The sequence below is a fragment of the Glaciimonas sp. OK215 genome (genome assembly GCF_057787885.1).
In genome coordinates, this window is record NZ_CM173544.1 from 1031589 (window position 1) to 1051699 (window position 20111).

The following is a 20111-nucleotide window of genomic DNA, read 5'->3' on the forward strand; positions in this document are numbered from 1 at the left end:
CTGCTGACGCGACAGGGATTTGTAAGCGCCAGCGATGTGTGCCATCAGTTTGGCTGCCGGCGCTATTTCCTCCATCAAATGCCCCCAGTGTTTTTGCAATTATAATAGAAATATTTTTCTAAATTTAAAAAATATGGAATATTTATTGCTTTTTGATTTTCCATACGCTAGGATGGTTATCAGCCCAGCCAGGTATGTAAAGGCTGTGTGAGCCAGATGATCAAATCAGGCTTGTGTTCAATGTAATCGGAGTGGCTTGACGCGTGAGTATCGTAAAGCACGGCTGATCATAATTACAATTAATAAATGGAGACAACATGAATTTGAAACGACGTATTGTATTGGCCGTTGCAGCCGCGGTTTTGCTACCTATGAGCGCATATGCCCAGAGCGCATCAATTGGTGTTTCATTGTCCAGCTTTGACACATTTCTGGCGTTCGTTCGTACAGGAATGACTAAAGAAGCTGAAGCTGAGAAAGTAAAAATCCAGTTTGAAGATGCTAATCACGACGTTGGCCGTCAAGTCAGCCAGGTGGAAAATTTCATTGCGCAAAAAGTCTCGGCGATTATCGTGAACCCCGTCGATACCTCCGCAACGAAGCGCATTTCCGAAGCGGCTCGTAAAGCTGGCATCCCATTGGTTTATGTCAATCGCAAGCCGGATGAAAAAATGGGGAATGGCACCGTGTTTGTCGGTTCCGACTCCCTGATTGCCGGTCGTCTGCAAATGGAAGAGCTGGCCAAACTCATGGGTGGCAAAGGTAATCTTGCAATCATGGTGGGTGAGCTGTCCAGCGATGCCGCCCAGGATCGTACCAAAGGTGTGAAAGAAGTCGCCAAGAAATTTCCCGGCATCAAGATTGTTGAAGAGCAAGTGGCTGACTTCGATCGCAAAAAGGGGATCGATCTAATGGGGAAATGGTTGAGCGCAGGCGTCAAGATCGATGCCGTTGCTGCCAACAACGATGAAATGGCGCTGGGTGCATTGATTGCAATGAAACAGGCGAAAGTCTCTCCGAAAACCATTCTGGTCGCCGGCGTCGATGCAACACCTGATGCATTGGCATCGATGAAATCAAATGAACTTGCCATTACCGTATTCCAGGATGCTAAAGGTCAAGGTAGCGGGTCCGTCATTGCTGCAGTCAAGATGATCAAAAAACAGAAATTGCCGGACATGAACATGATTCCTTACGAACTCGTGATACCGCAAAATATCTCGAAATACGCTACCAACTAAGTTGTCGGGCACTCTCACCGAGGGTGCCCAAGAAAGTATTTCCGTATTTAGGTAAGGCAATGCGGCAGCATTGCTTTTGCCAGAGAGGATTGAAATGACATTCCAGAATGCCATGGCTGGCGGCAATGCCATGCCTAGCGACAGCGTAACCCCTATCTTGCTGGGTGCGAAAGATATCTGTAAGCGTTTTCCGGGCGTGGTGGCGTTGAATAAAGTGAGTTTGTATATCAGGGCCGGCGAAGTGCATGCCTTGATGGGGGAAAACGGCGCCGGTAAATCGACCATGATGAAGATTCTGGCCGGCAGTTATATTCCCGATGAAGGCACGTTGACGCTCAAGGGCGCGCTGCTGAAGCTTAAATCCCCGCGTGAAGCGCTCGACCATGGCATCGCCATGATCCACCAGGAATTGAATTTGCTGCCGGACATGACGGTGGCGGAAAATATATGGATCGGGCGCGAGCCAACCAATGCGATTGGCTTGGTCAATCATGCCAAATTGCATGACCAGACCCGTGACTTGCTGAGCCGCCTGAAAATCTTTATTGATCCGGAGTGCCTGCTGGGCGAATTGAGCATTGCAAATCGGCAAATGATCGAAATTGCCAAGGCGGTGTCGTATGAATCAGACGTTCTGATCATGGACGAGCCAACCTCCGCCATCACGGAAAATGAAGTCGAGCATTTGTTCGAGATCATCGACGATCTCAAAAAAGCTGGCAAGGCCATCATTTACATCACGCACAAGATGAATGAGGTATTCCGCATTGCCGACAACATTACTATTCTCCGCGATGGGCAGCATATTTTGACGCGGCCTGCTGCGGAAATGAATCCCAATTCATTGATAGCTGCGATGGTCGGCCGCGAGATGGATCAGATTTTCCCTAAGGAACAGGCCGACATCGGCGCGATCGCGTTGTCGGTGCGCGGCCTGACACGCAAAGGCGAGTTCAAGGATGTCAGCTTTGATGTGCGTTATGGTGAAATCGTCGGTTTCCCCGGTTTGATGGGCGCAGGGCGCACCGAAGTGATGGAATCGGTGTTTGGCATCAATCCCCCCGATGCAGGGCAGGTTTTAATTGAAGGCCAGCCAGTCAATTTCCGTACGCCAAAAGCAGCAATTCAGGCCGGTTTGGCCTTGCTGACTGAAGACCGCAAGAAATCAGGGCTTTTTCTGTCCCTGGACGTGATCAGTAATATGGATATCACCGTATTGCCCAGCTATTCATTCCTTGGTTTTGTACAGCAGAAAAAGCTCGATGCCGAATGCCATGCGATGAGCCGGCGCCTGAAGATCAAGACACCGAACTTGCAGGAAATCATTGGCAATCTGAGTGGGGGCAATCAGCAAAAAGCCCTGATTGCACGCTGGCTATTGAACAAGCCGCGGATCCTGATTCTGGATGAGCCGACCCGCGGTGTCGACGTTGGCGCCAAGGCGGAGATTCATAGGCTGGTGACGCAGCTGGCGCAGTCCGGCGCTGCGATCATTCTGATTTCTTCTGAGCTGCCTGAGGTAATGGGCATGAGCGATCGCGTGGTCATCATGCATGAAGGTCACGTGACCGGTGAATTGATGCGTGACGATTTTTCTCAAGAAAAAATTCTGACACTCGCCTCCGGACTGCCGCTGTCCGAGGCAATACATTAATTTTTAAAATAGAAATTTAGTTAGGAGACATCATAATGCAGTCAAATCAAACCGTTGCCCAGCAAGTTGCTCAGCCAGCTGCGCACAAACGTTCATTTAAATGGCCTCCCGAGGTCGGGATACTGTTTGTTTTGTTCGGCATTGCCCTGATTTTTGAACTTCTCGGATGGTATTTCAGAGGCCAGAGCTTTCTCGGTAATCCGACCGGTTTGTTGATCATGATCTTGCAGGTCTCCGAAATCGGGCTGATTTCGATCGGCGTCACCATGGTCATCATCACAGGCGGGATCGATCTTTCCTCCGGCTCGGTGGTTGCGCTGGCCGCGATGGTGGCCGCCAGCCTGGCACAGTCGAGTGAGACCACGCGTGCCGTTTATCCGACGCTGGTTAACCTGCCTGTCATTCTTCCCGTGCTGGCAGGATTGTCGGTGGGTGCCTTCATCGGCTTCATCAACGGCAAGCTGATCGTCAAAACCGGCGTGCCGGCGTTCATTGTGACCCTGGGCATGATGGTATCCGCCCGGGGCCTGGCAAAACTGTATACGCACGGCCAACCGGTGAGTACCTTGACCGATAGCTATTCCTGGATCGGATCGGGCGCCAATCCGGTGATCGTATTTCTGGTGCTGGCCTTGTTCTTTCACATCGTGCTGCGCTACACCCGCTTTGGCAAGTGCACCTACGCGATTGGCGGCAATCCTGTGGCCGCCCGCGTTTCGGGTATTAACATCAATCGTCATCTGGTCATCATCTATTCGATCGCCGGCTTGCTGGCAGGGATCGCAGCGGTCATTGGCTCGGCGCGTGCGCAGACCGGCCAGTCCGGCATGGGCGTGTCGTATGAACTGGATGCGATTGCTGCCGCAGTCATCGGCGGCACCAGTCTGTCCGGAGGTGTCGGACGCATTACCGGCACGGTCATCGGTGCGCTGATTCTGGGTGTGATTTCCAGCGGCTTTACTTTCCTGGGGGTCGATTCCTACTTCCAGGAGGTGATCAAGGGCGCCATCATCATCATTGCCGTGGTTGCCGATCAAATCCGGAAACAGAAGAAGCGCTAATCATGTCCCTACAGAAAGCCTTATCGGAAAGCAGCAATCAGGATGGCGGCATGGTCATTATCGGTGCCGGGCATTGCGGCGGCAGAGTAGCACTTGCTCTGCGCGGCATGGGATGGAATGGGGCAATTACGTTGATCGGTGAAGAGACGATCCTGCCTTACGAGCGGCCACCGCTGTCTAAATCCGTACTTGCCGGTCAGATGGAAATGACGGGTATTCAGCTGGCAGATGAAGCGGCTTATCGGGCCGCTGACATCCGCCTGTGTCTGGATGCCAAAGTCCATGCGATTGATCGCGTAGCGAAAACGGTATCACTTGAAAGCGGTGAGTCGATTCAGTATGCATGCCTGCTATTGGCAACCGGTGGCAGCGCAAGACAATTAAGCATACCTGGTGCGATCCATCCGCAGGTCTTATCGCTGCGTACCCATGCGGATGCAATGCAGATCAAGTCGCATTTAAAAGCAGGCAGCAGAGTCATCCTGATCGGCGGCGGTTTCATCGGCCTTGAAGTGGCCTCTACCGCCCGCGCTGCCGGCTGCAAAGTCGATGTGATTGAAGGCGCGCCAAGATTGCTGAGCAGGGCAGTGCCGGAGTCGATTGCAGCGAGAGTGCTGGCCTTGCACGGCAAGCGCGGCACGCAAATCTCCTTGGGCTCCCAGCCAGTTGAGATACGGCATCAGGCAGACGGCAGCCTCGAGCTGGTCTTTGCCGACGGCTCCAGCAAAGCTGCGGATCTGATCGTGGTGGGTGTTGGCATGTTGCCGCGCACCGAGTTGGCTAAGCAGTCCGGTTTAACGGTGGAACAAGGCATCGTGGTCGATGGTCGGCTGCGAACCAGCGATGCGGCCATCTTTGCGGCTGGCGATGTCTGCCAGTTCCCATCCGCATTATCTGGCGCCCTCATTCGGCAGGAAACCTGGCATAACGCCGAAACCCAAGCCAGTGTGGTTGCCGCCAATATGTTGGGTGCTGAAACATCTTACGTAGAGTTGCCGTGGTTTTGGTCGGATCAGTACGATCACACGCTGCAGGTCTGCGGCGAACCTGGTCATGGGGTAAGCAGTGTTACCCGCTTACTTGATGGCGATGGGATATTGATTTTCTTTCTGGATACAGATGGACGTCTGGTCGGTGGTAGCGGTTTTGGGCAAGCCAGTGCGGTTACTAAAGATCTGAAAATCATGCGCAAGCTGGTAGAAAAACGCGTGCTGATTGCGGCTGACCTGCTACAAAATCCGGAACAATCGCTTAAAAAACTGCTTTCTTCATGAGGGACAACGTGATTTCGAACCAACCTTTTTCGATTGGCATCAATATTGACGGCGTGCTGGAGCACGATGGCTTGCCCGCACTGACTGTCGATCAACGTTTCGACTGGATTGCCGATGCGAAAGCATTTGATTACGTTGAGATAAATCCTCCCGCAGGCGAAGATTTTAAGCAATACATCCGCGCCAGCGAGAGAGTGGGCGTGCCGATTGGCGTAATGGGTGGCATCTTTTGTCTCGGCGTCGACACACTTAAGGTCTTCGCTGGCCTGAATAAGCAAGCCGGGGTGTTGGGCTGCAAAGTATTCAACTGCCAGGTTTTTTCCAGGAATAGCGCTGGCGCCGATGTGACGCTGGATGAGATGGGACAGTTTTATTTACAGGCACTGGAAATCGGGGAGAAAAACGGTTGCCGTCCCTCGCTGGAAGTGCATGTCGATATGTGGATGGAGCATTTCTCCCGCGTGCAAGAGTTAGGTGAATGGCTGGCGCAAAGAGGCGCTCCCCTTTATCTGACACTGGATCACTCACACCTGATTTTTAAAATCGATAACCCTGAAGAACTGGCTAATTCCGGTCTAGGCGCAGAGCCGGATTCGGGACGTGCATTGTTACACCCTGATAGTCCGGATAATTTTTACGCACAGTGGCTTGCACGCGGCTGGATTGCCCATGCGCACACGCGCAGTGTACAAATCAATGGGGTGCCTAATTCGCTGACGTCACGTGGTGACAAGCCCGGACGTGGCATTCAATACCCCTTCGTGCAACCGCCGGAAGCTTCCTACCATCAGGCGTGGGCCGAGAGCGAACTGGGGCCGTGGAAGAGTGCCGTAGAAAAATTGCTGCAGTGGAAAAAAGCCAATCCTGGTAGCGCGTTTAACCAGATTAGCTGTGAATTTATTCCGTTCCCGGATTACGGCGGCGGCGTGCGCTATTCGATCTTTGAACAAAACGTTGCCTGTGCAAAATGGCTGCGGCAGTTAATTCGGAATTTGTAGTGCCACAAAAAGAGGAGATCAGTATGTCGGAAAATCGTGGTGTTGTTTATATAGGGCAAGGCAAAGTTGAAGTGCAGTCGATTCCGTTTCCCAAGCTGGTGAATCCACAAGGGAAAAAGATCGAACATGGCGTCATTCTTAAAGTAGTCTCCACCAACATCTGTGGCTCCGATCAGCACATGGTACGTGGCCGCACAACCGCTGCAGCCGGACTCGTACTCGGTCATGAAATCACCGGCGAAGTCATCGAAGTCGGCAAATACGTTGAAACCCTCAAGGTCGGCGATTTGGTTTCGGTCCCCTTCAATGTCGCTTGCGGCCACTGCCGCACCTGCAAAGAACAACACACCGGCGTCTGCCTCAGCGTCAACCCCTCCCGTGCCGGTGGTGCCTACGGCTACGTCGACATGGGCGGCTGGATCGGTGGTCAGGCCGAATATGTGATGGTGCCGTATGCCGACTTTAACTTGTTGCGCTTCCCGGACAAAGAGCAGGCCTTAAGCAAGATCCAGGATCTCACTTGCCTGTCCGACATTCTGCCAACCGGCTACCACGGCGCAGTGACTGCCGGTGTCGGCCCTGGCACCACGGTCTATATTGCCGGCGCCGGCCCGGTTGGTTTGGCCGCAGCCGCATCTGCCCGTCTGCTCGGCGCGGCGGTTGTGATTGTTGGCGATCTCAATCCAGCCCGCCTGGAACATGCGCGCAAAGTGGGCTTTCATACGGTTGATCTATCGCTAGATGCCACATTAGGCGAACAGATCGAACAAATTCTGGGTGAGCCGGAAGTTGACTGTACCGTTGACTGCGTCGGTTTTGAAGCACGTGGACATGGCCATGAAGGCTCCCAGGCGGAAGCACCTGCCACAGTATTGAACTCCTTGATGGAAATCACCCGCGTTGCCGGCCGTATCGGCATCCCAGGCCTATATGTGACGGATGATCTAGGTGCGGTCGATCCTGCGGCTAAACGCGGTAGTCTGAGTATCCGTCTCGGACAGGGCTGGGCCAAGTCGCACAGCTTCTTTACCGGACAAACGCCTGTGATGAAGTACAACCGTCAATTGATGCAGGCGATTTTGTGGGACAAAATCAAGATTGCGGAGATTGTCGGCGTGCAAGTGATCTCGCTGGATCAGGCACCGAACGGCTATGAGCAGTTTGATGCCGGAGCGCCGAAGAAATTCGTCATTGACCCGCATAGTGTGTTGCGGAAAGCAGCTTAATTTGGTTCGGTAGTGGTAGTAGCGTCGTAACCCAGATAGTAACGGCAGTAAACGAATCAAGTCTTCGGATCCAGACCCCGTAGATTTGATTCGTCGAGCGTTTGTGTGCTCTGTTTTTTGTCTATTTGAAGTTCTCCCGGGTGCGACGGTTAAACGCGCTTTTTCTTTTTTTTTTCCACCGCTAGTATCCATGTGGACTTGCGGGGACGCGCTGAAAAATTCGTGTAATGGCACATTTTTCAAAAGCATTCTAGTATTTGCATTCTATAAATCAGTTTTAAAGTAACGGCATGTTTATCAAAGTCACTGCAGCCGGACCACGCCGTTATAACCAATTAGTCGGAGCGTATCGCGGTGCCGATGGCCGGCCCAAACAGCGTACCGTTGCCAGGCTCGGTCGGCTCAAACCAAGGACCCGTTGAACTCGGCAGCGCTCGACCAACCCCTCGCCGTTGGTCGAGCGCCGCTTCAAACCTCGATGTAAATGACCGCGCCCTCGACTTTCGTCGGAAAGGTCTTGAGGTTCACGCACACCGGTGCACCAAGCGCCTTGCCGTCGCGGATGTCGAAGCGGCCATTGTGCTTGGGGCATTCGATCACATTCTTCATCACCAGCCCGTCGGCCAGGTGCACATGCTCGTGGGTGCACAGGCCTGCGCTCGTGTAGACCTGGTCGTTGTAGCGGTAGATCGCGTAGGTCTGACCGGCATAATCGAAGCGCATAACATCTTCGTCGTCGAGGTCATCCAGCGCACAAACTTCAATCCATTGGTTCATACAAACTCCTGTAGGTTTTGGATACGGTGAATTTCAGGCCTGCGATGCAGGAATCGGGCGGTTCACCTGATAGCGCGCGTCGCGAGACTGTCGCCACAGTGCAGGAAGTATCTCCTTCCAGGCCGCCCATACGCTGGGATATGGCGCAGGACACTGGCTGAGGATGGCTTCGTGCAGCTTGGGCAACTGGTGGTAAGGCACCATCGGAAACATATGGTGCTCAGTGTGGTAGTTCATGTTGGCATATAGCCAGCGGAACACCGGGTTGGTATGGAAGGTGCGCGTATTGAGCCGGTGGTCGTGAACGTCTTCGGCCAGCCCGGCGTGCTGCGTGATATTGAATAATTGCGCCATGAAGCCGCCGTAGAAGCGCGGCAACACGATGAACATGGCCGGCAGGATGCTGTGCGCATAGAGGCAGGCGGCGATAACGGCGGCGAAGACCGACACGTAGATGCGCGAAGCCGCTACGACCTTGCTGCGCTCGGAGACGGGAATGAAGTGCTCGCCCACCTCGACGATGTTTCCTGTGGCGTTCCGGCAGATACTGGCGATCATGATCAGACCCGAACGCAGGAAGAAGAAGTCGAGCAGCACGTGGGCCAGCCGCGCAGGCCGGGGAACCGCGATCTCAGGGTCGCGGCCGACGATGACGGTGTGCGTGTGGTGCCGTGTGTGGCTCCAGCGCCAGTAGTGGCCTTCATGCAGGCCCATGAACCCATTCAGGTGGTAAAGCGGTTCGTTAAGCCAACGCGTCTTGAACGGTGTGCCGTGCGACAGCTCATGGGCACGATGGTCGCTCGTCGAGTAGAGAACGCCATACACCAGGAAGGCCGGGATGGCCCACAGCGTGCCCCAGGTCAGATAGCCTGCCGCGCCGCTGGCGGCCAGCAGCAGCAGCCAGAGGCTGTAGTTCCGGATTGCGCACGCATCGGTGCGCTTCATCAACTGTTTCAGCAACTTCCGATCGACGGCAGGGGTAAACCATTGGCTGCTCACCTGTGTGTCGAAGTTGTCCTGTGTGAGATCACCGGTGGTGGTGTTGTTGCCCCGCAGTGCGTAGCGGGCATACGGATCGTTTTCTGGCATTGTCGTCTCCTGTTTCTTTTTACATGGACGCCACCAAGGGCTGGCGGGCGTTGATTGCGTAGTAGATGGTAGACGAAAGGCCAAATGACTTGCAACGCAATCGTCTCAAATTGTGTCAAAATGTGCCAAACGTTAACCGGTAATTTGAGACAAATATGTCAGATATCAAACAAGATCAACGGCCCTCCATGTCGGACGTCGCCCGCGCATCGGGTTACAGCCGGTCCACGGTCGATCGCGTACTGAATGGCCGGGCATCGGTGCGCGACGACACAGCGCAACGGATCCGGGAGGCCGCCGAATCGCTGGGCTTCCATGCCGCAGGGGTGATCCGCGAGCGAATGCGAGACGTGCGTCCGCGCAGAACCCTGGGGTTCTTGTTACAGCTCCCTGACGCGGTTTTCTATCAGGGGTTAGCCGATGCGCTGGTTCGTGCAACAGAGGCCTGTGCAGCGATTCGTGGCCGGCCCGTGGTGGAATTCCTGAAGAGTCAGTCACCGGATGACGTAGCCGAACATCTCGAAGACCTGGGGAAACGTGTGGATGCCCTGGCGGTGGTCACGACAGATCACCCGGCCGTCAGTGAAGCCATCGAGAACCTGAGGAGCCGGGGGGTACCGGTTTTTGCGCTGATCTCCGACCTCAGCTCGCCGGCGCGGGCCGGTTACGCCGGGCTCGACAATCGGCGCGTGGGCCGCACAGCCGCATGGGTGATCACCGAGATGGCGCGCGAGCCGGGGCCCCTTGCGATCTATGTCGGCAGTCACCGCTTTCAGTGCCAGGAACTGACCGAAATCAGCTTCCGCTCCTACATCCGCGAACACGCGCCGGAATTCGAACTGCTCGAGACCATCTCCACTTTGGAGAGCGATCAATACGGCGAGGAGCGCACCCACGAACTGCTGCAACGGCACCCAGACCTCGTCGGCGCCTACATAGGCGGCAGCGGCATCGAGGGTGTGCTGAAGGCCCTGCGCAGCCGGCGCTCGACCAAGCGTCTGATCGGCGTCGGCAATGACCTGACCTCAGTCACCCGCAGTGGCCTGCTCAGCGGGCACTTCCACGCCGTGCTGTCGCATCCCTTGTCGCTGCTGTGTCCGGAACTCGTGACACAAATGGCCGATGCGCTGGCAAACCCGACGGGCGGGCTGCGGCAGGTGGTGGTTCCTCTGGAGATATGGACGCGCGAGAACGTGTAAGGTCGACGCAAGGAGCTGCGCGGTCGGAATATGCTGCTAGTGTCCTGAGTTGTTAATTCGTTGAATAAATATGCCGAGAATCACCCCGATACGGCGTCACAAATGCGCGCAAGGCCTGGGCCTTGCTGTGCTTTGTTCCTTGTCTCGGGTCGATTTCGACATATTTAATTTCTCAACGAATTAACAACTCAGGACACGAGAGGAGGGCGCAAGTCTATTGCAAAATCATATTCAGTCATGCAATATCCTTTCATTTGCTATCATTTCTATCAGGACTAAGGTTATTTCATGAGTAGTCGTCCCACGATGTCTGCGGTCGCCAAAGTGGCGGGGGTATCCATCGCCACTGTCGACCGGGTATTGAACAGCCGTTTGCCGGTACGGGACGGCACCGCCGAGCGAGTCATCATTGCCGCACAAAAAATCGGCTACCACGCTACCGAACTGATGCGCCAGCGCGTGCGTGAGCAGGCCCCATTCCGTAGGCTGGGGTTTTGCCTTCAAAAAGCCAATGACCCGTTTTATCAGGGATTAGGTACGGCACTGCAAAGCGCGGCCGCCGGCAACAAGGAAGTGCGTTGCGATACGCAGATTGCGTTCATGGATGAACTGGCGCCGGTGGCGATTGCCGCGAAAATCCGCGCGCTTGGACAACAGGTCGATGCGATCGCCGTCGTGGCGCTAGATCATCCCCACGTCAATGAAGCAATCCAAGAACTGAGCGAGATGGGCAAGCCGGTCTTCACGCTTTTGTCGGATGTCAGCTCGCCTGTATGCAGCGGCTACATCGGCACCGACAACCGCAAGGTCGGGCGCACCGCCGGATTGCTGTTTGCGCGGATGACGCGGGAGTTGGGGGAAGTCGGCATTTTTGTCGGCAGTCATCGCTACCTGGGGCAGGAAACCCGGGAAATCAGTTTTCGCTCTTATTTGCGGGAACACGCGCCTGCTTTCAGATTGCTGGATGCTTATTCCAACCTGGACGATCAGAACCTGGCTTATGAGACGGTACTGGAACTTCTGTCGTCGCATCCGGGCCTGGTCGGCATTTACGTTGCCGGCGGCGGTGCTGCGGGCGTGATCCGTGCGCTCAGGGAAGAGCGGACCGGAAAGCGCCTGACCGTGATTGTCAATGAACTGACCGCCGATTCAAGAGCGGCATTGATCGATGGCGTGGTCGATATCGTCATTGCAAGCCCTTTGGCCCAAATCGCTCAGACGGCGGTGAAAGCCATGATCGATGCGATTGATGGTGTCAGCAGCCCGCCTCCATTGCCTGGCTTGGCCGCTGCTTCTTTTGAGCTATATACCGCTGAAAACGTCTAGTGTCCTGAGTTGTTAATTCGTTGACGAATTAAATATGTCGAAATCGACTCGAGACAAGGAACAAAGCACAGCAAGGCTGGAGCCTTGCGCGCATTTGTGACGCCGTATCGGGGCGATTCTCGGCATATTTATTCAACGAATTAGTAACTCAGGACACTAGGATGATGAGGGAAGATAGGCCCGCTGCGAAATATTCTCACGGCAAAACAGCCTGAATTCGTTCGGTAAGGCACTATGCAGCGTTAGCGATACCCCAAAAAAAACCCACTCCGACAAGAATGGGCAAAAGCTGGGGGATACCCAGGGACGATTTGCTACTGCCGCTGTTCATCGGCAAATGTGCTGTAAGAAAATTGGCGCACCGAACGCCGGCAGCGCGCCAATCAATGCTAGAACGTGTGGCTGATACCCGAGTAGAACGCATTCTGGTTGACACCAGGCGCACTGGTACCCGTCTCGACGGCAAAACTAGTGAGCGCGCTATTCCGTACGGTACCGATGCTCGCGTATAGCCGGGTCCGTTTAGACAGGTAGTAATCTGTGCCCACCATGAACAGGTTGGCGGTACCGCTATCGTGATTCAGCTTGACATGAAATGCGCCGCCAAACATTGCCAGAGCCGGGGTAACTTGATAGTGGGCGCCGATCCAGAACTGGTTAGACTTGTCGGGATTGCCCTGACTGGCGATCACGGCCGGTGCCGATAGGTTTTGGAAAGCGGCATACAGCTTCAGCTTGTCGAGAGTAACGGTGCCGCCGACAGTCAATTCTTTTGAATATTGAAACAAGGACGAATATTGTCCATTGGCATCATTCGCAACGTCGTATATCACCCGCAATTCGTAGCTCGGCTGTACGAAAGCCAGTTGGAGTCCGCCGGTACTTCCTTTTTTAGTCGAGCCCGCGACTTCACCCATGCCATACACGCCTTCTGCCGAGAAACCGCCGAAGTCTGGTGTGGTGTAGTCAATCTGGTTATTGTATATCGGCACATTACGCGCCTTCGCCAGGGTGACCGAGCTCATTGCTTGCTGGCCGACTGGATCCAGATTGCACACCGCGTCGCTAGGAAGAGTTAAATCCTTACCCACTTTCAATGTTCCGAAGCCACCGCTCAGGCCAACGACAGAACGGCGGGTCCACAGGCCGGAGCCGCCATTGACGTTGCCGGTGCTGCCGTCAAAGCCGTTTTCCAGAAGGAACGATGCGCTGAGCCCGCCGCCCAGATCTTCGCTGCCTTTCAAGCCGAACAAGCTGGTATCCCGTATGTTGCCGTCAATACTCCACTTGCCGCCAACGATGGGTTTTCCATTGCTGTCGACACGACCGGTCGTCTGATTGCTTTGGTAATTGATGCCGTCCACGACGCGGCCATAGATGGTCACGTTGGTTTGGGCCTGGGCTTGACCGATACAGGCGCAAGCGAGTATTGCCGCAGTGGCAAGGGGTTTTGCCAGCGGCAAGGTTTTATAAACAGTTTTTTTCATTTTGTCTCCGAAGTAAAAAATGTGGCATTAACCACTGCTTTTCGAGTCTTGCACCGCTCGAATTTTTGAACCGAACCATCGCGTTTAACCGCAATCCCTACTTTTTTAAGGCGCAAAAATCCCCCTGGCGCAGTCAAGGCCATTTCCAGAATGTGGATTGAGATCAAGGGGGAAGTGCTGTTTATTTCATCGTCGGCATGGCAAACGGCGCCGGCCAGCGTTGCGTGATCGCCTTTTTCCGGGTGCAAAAGCGCACCGATTCCAATCCTCTGCTCAGGTCGTTAAAACGATCTCTTTGCTATTGCACATCAATGAATAAGCCGAAAATCCCTCTCCTTGCATCCAAGCGAAAGGAGAGAAATAAAGACTTAGTTAGCGCTGTACTTGGACAGGTTTTCCGGCGTCACGAGTTCGTAAGGAATCATGTTCATGTCCGGCACTTTTTGCTTCTTGATCATCTTGACGGCAGTATTGACTGCACCGGAACCTTGTCCCTTGGCATCCTGGAACACGGTGACGGCAAGTTCATTTGATTTCATCGATGTCAATGCATCAGGCGTTGCATCGACACCGGCGACCAGAATGGTTTTCGGCGAGGTTTTTACCTGTTTCATCGCAATCAAGGCACCCAGTGCCATTTCGTCATTGTTCGCAGCAACGGCATCGATTTTGACGCCCGTGCTCAACCATTTGCTCATCAGATCGATGCCTTTTTTGCGATCCCAGTCAGCCACCTGTTCTTCAACAATCTTGATGCCAGGGTATTTCTTGGCGACTTCTTTCACACCGATAGTGCGATCCTGCGCCGCATCGGTGGAGAGTTCGCCCACCATGATCGCAAGATTGCCCTTGCCACCCATGCGCTTGGCCAGCCCTTCCATTTGCAGACGGCCTGCTACTAGAGAGTCGGAGCCAACATACGCGGCGCCATTGCCCATTTTTTCGTCAGGCTTGAGGTTGACATAAACCACTGGGATGCCAGCCTTGCGCGCCGCTTGGGTCATGCTCTTGGTTGCGGATTTATCGACGGGGTTAATGATGATGGCGGATACTTTTTGCGCAATGAAGTTTTCCACCTGGCTGATTTGCCGACCGACGTCGTGGTTAGCATCTTCAAACTGGATTTTTACTTTCTGGGCCTCAGCCTCCGTTAACATTCCCCCCCGAACAATGGACAGAAAAGTATCAAAACTCATCAATGAAACACCAATTGACGCGCTCTGGGCATATGCGCTCATAGGCAGCAAAACGGCCACAGCAACGGCCAATACAATACGTCGTTTCAAGTTCATGTCGTCTCCATTAATTAACTGTAATTATGATAAAAATGTGCTTTACGATACTGACGCCTCATAAGGCGGGCCCACCCGTCAAGACAAGAATGCATGCAGTTTTGCTGTACTTTCTCCCTCACATGCAGCGGTGCGGCGCTGCCCCGGTTTTGGTGTTGCTGCACAAGCGCGCCGCCTTTGGGGAACCTCTCCCAACGTCACTGAATTCAAACTAAGCGAACCGGGCGCTTTTCCTGCACTGATTGTATGCAGGCAAGGGCGATCGCAAGTGCGGCACGGGCATCCTCGCCGCCGGGCCCGGCATTCTTGCCCGAACGCACCGAGGCCACGAACGCGGCAAGTTGGGCTGTGTAGGCGCCAACGAAATGATCGGTGTCCAGACGCCAGGTGTCGCTTGAGACGCCGTGGGCGCTGGACAAGGTCATGCTTGAGCGCCGTACATCGCCCATCGTCACCATCCCGGTCGAGCCAAACACCTCGCCGCGAATGTCGTAACCGTAGAGCGCGCTGAAATTCGCTTCGGCGACGGCAATCGCGCCATTGTCGAAACGGATGGTCACAACGGCGGTGTCGAGATGGCCACGGTCCTTGAAGTCAGGGCGGATCAGCGCATCGGCGGCCGCGTAGACTTCGACCGCCCTGGCGCCCGAGTTGAGCCACAACATAGTGTCGAAATCATGAATCAGCGTTTCGTAGAAAATCGTCCACTGCGGGATTTTCGCCGGGTCGCCCGAGAACGGACCCGGGTCGCGGGTGACCGAACGCAGCAACTGGGGGGTGCCGATCTTGCCCTTAGCGATGGCCTCGTGTCCTTCGGCAAATGCCTGGTCCCAGCGGCGGTTGAAGCCGACTTGCAGAGGCACGCCGGCCTTCTTTGCGGCGGCGATGGCGCGATCTGCCTCTTCGAGGGTAAGCGCCATCGGCTTTTCGCAGAACACCGCCTTGCCGGCCTTGGCGGCTTGCTCCACAAGATTCGTGTGGAAGCGGGCGGGCGTGGCGATGATCACGGCCTCGACGTCCGGGTTGTCGATCAGTGCGGCGGCATCGGTCGTCGCGATCGGGCAGCCCAGTTTGTCCGCAAGCTTTGCGGCCGCGCCTGGCGCCGGGTCGGCAATCGCCACCAGGTTGGCGTCAACTATACGCCGGGCGATGCTCTCAGCGTGAGATGAACCGATGCGTCCGGCACCGATCAGGCCGACTCTGACAGGGTTGTTTGTAGTCATACTATTCTCCAGTTATACGGTTATATGTTGTCGTGATGCTCAGGCTGCGGCCTGCAGCGTGAATGCGGAGCGGAAGCGGCTCAGCGCGAGTTCGTCGTCGCCTGAGGCCCACGCCTCAAGGCCGACGGTGCCGCGGTAGCCTACGTCGTAAAGCGCCTTGGCAATGGCCGGATAGTTGATCTCGCCAGTGCCGGGCTCGCAGCGGCCGGGGACGTCGGCGACCTGGACTTCACCGATGTATGGCGCGCAGCGACGAATCAGTTCGATCAGGTTGCCCTCGCCGATCTGCGCATGGTAGACGTCCAGCATCAGCCGCACTTCAGGCCGGTTGACGCCTGCGACCAGCGCGAGGGTGTCCTCTAAGCGCGCGAATGGAACGCCCGGATGATCGACCGCGGTATTGAGGTTCTCCAGGCAAAAGATGACGCCCGCCTTCTGGCCGAGGTCGGCGATGCGGTTCAGCGTGTCCTGCGCCTTGAGCCACATCGCACCGGTCATCCCGTCAGCTGGCTTGACCGGCAGACCGCGGCTGTCGAGGCCGGTGCCGTGCAGGTTAAGCCGGGGAATGCCGAGTTCCTTGGCGATCGGGATTGACTGTTCGGCGGTGCGCAGGAGTTCATCCGCGCCGGCATCGTCGGCGAGCGTGCCGGTGACGTAGCCTGTCATCGAAGAGAAGATGGCATCGGTCTTTTTCAGCGCGTCGATATCGTGCTTCGTCCAGTCCCAGATTTCCACCTGGAAGCCGAGGTCCGCTATCCGCTTTACCCGTTCGACGATCGGAAGGTGGCGGAACACCATTTCAGCACAGACGGCGAGCGTGAACGGGGTCGGTACAGCGCGATTGGTCATGATTATCCTTCTTGATAAAGTTTGTGAATGTGTTCTGGAACAAGGGGCTCAATCGTATGCCAGGGATTCTGGCGTTGAATCAGCAAAGCCGGAATAATCTCGCGATAAGCTGCCCACAAAGAAGGACAGGCGGGTGCCGATTGGCTTTTTATAGCGGCGTGCAACTGGGGTAATGCGTGGAACGGCACCATCGGGAACATATGGTGCTCAACGTGATAATTCATGTTCATATAAAGGAATTTGAATACCGGATTAAAGTAAACGGTGCGCGTGTTCACACGATGATCCAATACATCCTCAGCGAGACCGGCATGTTGCGTGATATCGAATAACTGGGAGAGAAAGGCGCCATAAAAACGTGGCAGAACGATAAACATCGCCGGCAAAATACTGCCAATAGCAAAACACCATGCAATCGTCGCCAGGAAAATCAGAACGAAAACACGGCTGCAAAAAATGACTTTTCCAATTTCCGATTCAGGAACGAAACTACGGCTTTCTGCACTCACGCTGCCTAAGGCATGACGCAACGTACGCAGGATTTCAGTGATGCCGCTAGGCAGAAAAAAGAAGTCCAGGAAAATCAGGAACACTCTGGTTGGCCTGGGAAAGGCGATCTCGCGATCACGGCCAACAATAACGGTATCGGTATGATGCCGTGCATGACTCCAGCGCCAGTAGACGGGTTCGTGCAGCGTCATGAAGGACGTTAGCTGATAAAAAATAGTGTTCAGCCACTTTGTTTTAAATGGTGTGCCGTGAGAAAGTTCGTGCGCGCTATGATCGCTAGTAGAGTAAAGCACGCCATAGGCAAGGAATGCGGGTACGCACCAGAGCGTACCCCAGGTAAGGAAGGCGATGACACCGGCCGCCGCCAACAACATCAACCAAAGGCCCAAATGCATCAACGCTTCTTTGTCGCTGCGCTTCATCATCTGTTTCATTTCCTGACGGCCTACCTTGCATGCAAACCACTGCGCGGACACCAGCCCTTTCTGCTCGGCTTGATTGCTATTCGCTTCGCTAAGCCGGTAATCCTTCCACTTGCCTGTTTGTCCCATTTTATCTTTACCTGATCAATATTTGATATAATCCCATCATGCTCAATCATTCGATGCAATGTGAGAGATTGCCTACGGAGTGATGGTAATTATTTTAAGAAAAATAGACAATACGAATAGATGACTAACCTCAAAACTATCAAAGCGTTATTGATTAAAAATGATAACTCTATCAAAAATACGATGAAAATTAAGAACTGCACGGTTGCCGATGTGGCGAGGGAAGCGGGTGTGGGAGTCGCAACAGTTGACCGCGTGATCAACCAGCGTGCCTCTGTGAAACCGGGAACTGCGCAACGCGTGCTTAAAGCTGCAGAGGCGTTGGGGTTTCGTGGTACAGGATTGATTCGGAATCGCATCAACGAAAGCGGCAAGAAGCATCGGCTTGGCTTCCTCATGCAAAAGCGGGACAGCATTTTTTATCAACTGCTGGGGCAGGCATTAACGGATGCCGCCAGAGCCTCTCCTTCGATTCAGGGGGCGTTGATAGAATTCATGGACGACTTGACGCCCCGCCGTGTCGTCGAACAAATACGCGATATGGCGACCAAAGTCGACGCGTTGGCGTTAGTAGCAACGGAACACCCGCATATTTGCAATGCGATTGACGAGCTTGGCGAAAGAGGATTACCTATTTTTTCGCTCATTTCCGATGTGACCGCTGTCAAGCGGGCCGGCTATGTCGGTATCGATAATTGGAAAGTCGGCAGAACGGCCGCGTGGGCGATTGCCAACCTGAGCCCCAAGCCAGGGAAGATCGCGATTATGATAGGAACCCACCGATATGTGTGTCAGGAGCAATGTGAAATCAGCTTTCGCTCCTATTTCCGGGAAAAGGCGCCGGACTTTCAAATCCTGGAGACGCTGATCAGTCTGGAAGATCGGGGTCTTGCCGAAGAGGCAACGCTGGAGCTACTGCAACAACATCCTGATTTGGTAGGGCTGTATGTTGCCGGTGGGGGTATAGAAGGCGTTATGGATGGTTTACGTGCGCATAGTCCCACGCAGAAGATGATCACCGTTTGCGTTGACTTGACACCAGTGACCAGGGCAGCGTTAATCGATGGCTATGTTGCAATGGTGATTTCCCATCCGCGCGAATTGTTGGCCACACATTTGGTGGATGCGATGATCAATGCATTGGAAGGCAAAGGCAGTGATGGCCCCCAACAGCTTATATTGCCGTTACAAGTCTTTACGCCGGAGAATATCTGAGGGCAAGCTATTGCTGCCGATTTACTCTGGTTCGGATGAAGGTAGATAGGCCCGCTGCGAAATATTCTCACGGCAAAACAGCCTGAATTCATTCGGTTCAGGCGACGGTGCATCTTCGATCATGCCGCATGCATACAGCAGATGCTGCAAGCCGGAGAGGGTTTGGCCGTCCGGGTCTTGATCGATCACCAGATCCATGATGCCTTGTTCAATATATTGCCGGTGCTCATCCGATATTTCATGCCCGGTCAGCATGATTTTTCCTGCCATGTCGGATTTGCGCAAGGCGGCCACGATCCCGGCCGATCCCGCGCCGCTATTGTAGATACCGACCAGATCATCGTGCTGCCTAAGCGCTTGCGTGACCGCCGTATAGCATCGATCAGATTCGTCGTGGCATTCGTTGACGCTGGTGCACTGCAAAGCGGGGAAGGATTCGGCAATGACATCGCACAATCCTCTGATCCGGTCCGCATGCGCCTGGTAACCCAAAGAATTGCTGAGCAACAGGATGCGCCCGGAACGTTGCGCAAAACGGCCCAGAAAGTAGCCGGCGGTACGTCCGGCCCGATAATTGTCGATGCCGGCATAGTGCACCCGGGGCACATCGACGATGTCGCTCATGAGGGTCACCACAGGAACGCCGCTCTTGATGACCTGGCGCAATGCCTGGCGCACTTTTTCGGTGTCGTGTACCGCGACGATCAATCCCTGGCGTTTTTGGCGCGGACTTAACAACGCATGGGCGATGCCGTCGTCGTCGTCTTCCGGGATGAAAGTGCGGTGAATAACGACTTTCCTGTCCAGCATTTGCATCGCACGCTGGAATGCAAGATTGAGGCGGTGGAAATAGGGCGTGCTACTGGCTGCAAGGATGACATCGAAGCGGGTCAGGCCGCGCCGCGTTTCCGGCAACAGGCGCGATATGCCGAGCCGTTTGGCGGCCGCCACCACGCGCGCACGGGTGTCGGCCGAGACGCTGCCGCGCTCATTGAGTACCCGATTGACCGTGGTGTGGCTGACTCCCGCTGCTTCAGCGATATCGATGAAGCGGGGGCTGCGTTTGCGTCGTGCTGCCGGTTTTGCGTCATTCATGATGGATTGAAGGATGAGAAGATTCATCGAAAAAACCATCATGC

Annotated in this window: 18 protein-coding genes and 1 pseudogene; 10 read left to right on the forward strand and 9 right to left on the reverse strand. The window is 54.7% G+C overall.

The window, feature by feature from the left end; all coding sequences use genetic code 11:
* Positions 1-317 precede the first annotated feature (317 nt).
* The 7 genes and pseudogenes from AC3CHX_RS04615 to AC3CHX_RS04645 form a co-directional block, all read left to right on the forward strand.
* A complete protein-coding gene (locus AC3CHX_RS04615; protein WP_488642918.1) occupies positions 318-1241 on the forward strand; it encodes a sugar ABC transporter substrate-binding protein in 924 nt (307 codons plus the stop codon).
* Positions 1242-1335: 94 nt separating this feature from the next.
* Complete coding sequence (locus tag AC3CHX_RS04620; protein WP_488642919.1) at positions 1336-2895, forward strand: sugar ABC transporter ATP-binding protein; 1560 nt, start codon at positions 1336-1338, stop codon at positions 2893-2895.
* Positions 2896-2930: 35 nt separating this feature from the next.
* Positions 2931-3956 carry an ABC transporter permease gene (locus AC3CHX_RS04625; RefSeq protein WP_488642920.1) on the forward strand — a complete coding sequence of 342 codons (1026 nt, stop codon included), beginning with the start codon at positions 2931-2933 and terminating at the stop codon, positions 3954-3956.
* A gap of 2 nt (positions 3957-3958) precedes the next feature.
* Positions 3959-5230, forward strand: coding sequence for an NAD(P)/FAD-dependent oxidoreductase (locus AC3CHX_RS04630; RefSeq protein WP_488642921.1), 1272 nt, complete (start codon positions 3959-3961; stop codon positions 5228-5230).
* A gap of 8 nt (positions 5231-5238) precedes the next feature.
* Positions 5239-6228, forward strand: coding sequence for a xylose isomerase (locus AC3CHX_RS04635; RefSeq protein ID WP_488642922.1), 990 nt, complete (start codon positions 5239-5241; stop codon positions 6226-6228).
* A 23-nt stretch (positions 6229-6251) separates the two neighbouring features.
* Positions 6252-7454: a formaldehyde dehydrogenase, glutathione-independent gene (gene fdhA / locus AC3CHX_RS04640; protein ID WP_488642923.1), complete on the forward strand. Its 1203-nt coding sequence runs from the start codon at positions 6252-6254 to the stop codon at positions 7452-7454.
* A 290-nt stretch (positions 7455-7744) separates the two neighbouring features.
* Positions 7745-7858 (forward strand): annotated as a pseudogene (locus tag AC3CHX_RS04645) (hypothetical protein); the annotation flags it as partial.
* 64 nt (positions 7859-7922) lie between these two features.
* Here the strand turns inward: AC3CHX_RS04645 and AC3CHX_RS04650 are convergent.
* Positions 7923-8231 carry a MocE family 2Fe-2S type ferredoxin gene (locus AC3CHX_RS04650; protein WP_488642924.1) on the reverse strand — a complete coding sequence of 103 codons (309 nt, stop codon included), beginning with the start codon at positions 8229-8231 and terminating at the stop codon, positions 7923-7925.
* Positions 8232-8264: 33 nt separating this feature from the next.
* Positions 8265-9320 carry a fatty acid desaturase gene (locus AC3CHX_RS04655; RefSeq protein WP_488642925.1) on the reverse strand — a complete coding sequence of 352 codons (1056 nt, stop codon included), beginning with the start codon at positions 9318-9320 and terminating at the stop codon, positions 8265-8267.
* A gap of 155 nt (positions 9321-9475) precedes the next feature.
* On the opposite strand from AC3CHX_RS04655, the gene AC3CHX_RS04660 reads away from it, so the two are divergent.
* Positions 9476-10519, forward strand: a complete 1044-nt coding sequence (locus AC3CHX_RS04660; RefSeq protein ID WP_488642926.1) for a LacI family DNA-binding transcriptional regulator — start codon at positions 9476-9478, stop codon at positions 10517-10519.
* A gap of 288 nt (positions 10520-10807) precedes the next feature.
* Complete coding sequence (locus AC3CHX_RS04665) at positions 10808-11845, forward strand: LacI family DNA-binding transcriptional regulator (protein ID WP_488642927.1); 1038 nt, start codon at positions 10808-10810, stop codon at positions 11843-11845.
* 389 nt (positions 11846-12234) lie between these two features.
* On the opposite strand, the gene AC3CHX_RS04670 is transcribed toward AC3CHX_RS04665, so the two are convergent.
* The 6 genes from AC3CHX_RS04670 to AC3CHX_RS04695 form a co-directional block, all read right to left on the reverse strand.
* A complete protein-coding gene (locus AC3CHX_RS04670; RefSeq protein WP_488642928.1) occupies positions 12235-13332 on the reverse strand; it encodes a porin in 1098 nt (365 codons plus the stop codon).
* A complete protein-coding gene (locus AC3CHX_RS04675; RefSeq protein WP_488642929.1) occupies positions 13329-13580 on the reverse strand; it encodes a hypothetical protein in 252 nt (83 codons plus the stop codon). Before AC3CHX_RS04675 ends, AC3CHX_RS04670 begins: the two co-directional genes overlap by 4 nt.
* Positions 13581-13700: 120 nt before the next feature.
* The gene (locus AC3CHX_RS04680; protein ID WP_488642930.1) at positions 13701-14624 is read right to left on the reverse strand and encodes a sugar ABC transporter substrate-binding protein; all 924 of its coding nucleotides are present in this window, start codon (positions 14622-14624) and stop codon (positions 13701-13703) included.
* Positions 14625-14830: 206 nt separating this feature from the next.
* Positions 14831-15847 carry a Gfo/Idh/MocA family oxidoreductase gene (locus AC3CHX_RS04685; RefSeq protein WP_488642931.1) on the reverse strand — a complete coding sequence of 339 codons (1017 nt, stop codon included), beginning with the start codon at positions 15845-15847 and terminating at the stop codon, positions 14831-14833.
* Positions 15848-15886: 39 nt separating this feature from the next.
* Positions 15887-16696: a TIM barrel protein gene (locus tag AC3CHX_RS04690; protein ID WP_488642932.1), complete on the reverse strand. Its 810-nt coding sequence runs from the start codon at positions 16694-16696 to the stop codon at positions 15887-15889.
* A 2-nt stretch (positions 16697-16698) separates the two neighbouring features.
* Entirely contained in the window at positions 16699-17757 is a 1059-nt protein-coding gene (locus tag AC3CHX_RS04695; protein WP_488642933.1) for a fatty acid desaturase, read from the reverse strand.
* A 120-nt stretch (positions 17758-17877) separates the two neighbouring features.
* Here AC3CHX_RS04695 and AC3CHX_RS04700 point away from each other — a divergent pair, with 120 nt between their 5' ends.
* Positions 17878-18972, forward strand: a complete 1095-nt coding sequence (locus tag AC3CHX_RS04700; RefSeq protein WP_488642934.1) for a LacI family DNA-binding transcriptional regulator — start codon at positions 17878-17880, stop codon at positions 18970-18972.
* 21 nt (positions 18973-18993) lie between these two features.
* On the opposite strand, the gene AC3CHX_RS04705 is transcribed toward AC3CHX_RS04700, so the two are convergent.
* Positions 18994-20067: a LacI family DNA-binding transcriptional regulator gene (locus AC3CHX_RS04705; RefSeq protein WP_488642935.1), complete on the reverse strand. Its 1074-nt coding sequence runs from the start codon at positions 20065-20067 to the stop codon at positions 18994-18996.
* Positions 20068-20111 lie beyond the last annotated feature (44 nt).

Bases quoted from the DNA above. Each gene is read 5' to 3' on its own strand.
- AC3CHX_RS04705 (WP_488642935.1), bottom strand. From the start codon at position 20,067: ATGAATGACGCAAAACCGGCAGCACGACGCAAACGCAGCCCCCGCTTC.
- AC3CHX_RS04665 (WP_488642927.1), top strand. From the start codon at position 10,808: ATGAGTAGTCGTCCCACGATGTCTGCGGTCGCCAAAGTGGCGGGGGTA.
- AC3CHX_RS04690 (WP_488642932.1), bottom strand. From the start codon at position 16,696: ATGACCAATCGCGCTGTACCGACCCCGTTCACGCTCGCCGTCTGTGCT.
- AC3CHX_RS04615 (WP_488642918.1), top strand. From the start codon at position 318: ATGAATTTGAAACGACGTATTGTATTGGCCGTTGCAGCCGCGGTTTTG.
- fdhA (WP_488642923.1), top strand. From the start codon at position 6,252: ATGTCGGAAAATCGTGGTGTTGTTTATATAGGGCAAGGCAAAGTTGAA.
- AC3CHX_RS04700 (WP_488642934.1), top strand. From the start codon at position 17,878: ATGACTAACCTCAAAACTATCAAAGCGTTATTGATTAAAAATGATAAC.
- AC3CHX_RS04685 (WP_488642931.1), bottom strand. From the start codon at position 15,847: ATGACTACAAACAACCCTGTCAGAGTCGGCCTGATCGGTGCCGGACGC.
- AC3CHX_RS04655 (WP_488642925.1), bottom strand. From the start codon at position 9,320: ATGCCAGAAAACGATCCGTATGCCCGCTACGCACTGCGGGGCAACAAC.
- AC3CHX_RS04660 (WP_488642926.1), top strand. From the start codon at position 9,476: ATGTCAGATATCAAACAAGATCAACGGCCCTCCATGTCGGACGTCGCC.
- AC3CHX_RS04695 (WP_488642933.1), bottom strand. From the start codon at position 17,757: ATGGGACAAACAGGCAAGTGGAAGGATTACCGGCTTAGCGAAGCGAAT.
- AC3CHX_RS04625 (WP_488642920.1), top strand. From the start codon at position 2,931: ATGCAGTCAAATCAAACCGTTGCCCAGCAAGTTGCTCAGCCAGCTGCG.
- AC3CHX_RS04620 (WP_488642919.1), top strand. From the start codon at position 1,336: ATGACATTCCAGAATGCCATGGCTGGCGGCAATGCCATGCCTAGCGAC.
- AC3CHX_RS04680 (WP_488642930.1), bottom strand. From the start codon at position 14,624: ATGAACTTGAAACGACGTATTGTATTGGCCGTTGCTGTGGCCGTTTTG.
- AC3CHX_RS04650 (WP_488642924.1), bottom strand. From the start codon at position 8,231: ATGAACCAATGGATTGAAGTTTGTGCGCTGGATGACCTCGACGACGAA.
- AC3CHX_RS04670 (WP_488642928.1), bottom strand. From the start codon at position 13,332: ATGAAAAAAACTGTTTATAAAACCTTGCCGCTGGCAAAACCCCTTGCC.
- AC3CHX_RS04630 (WP_488642921.1), top strand. From the start codon at position 3,959: ATGTCCCTACAGAAAGCCTTATCGGAAAGCAGCAATCAGGATGGCGGC.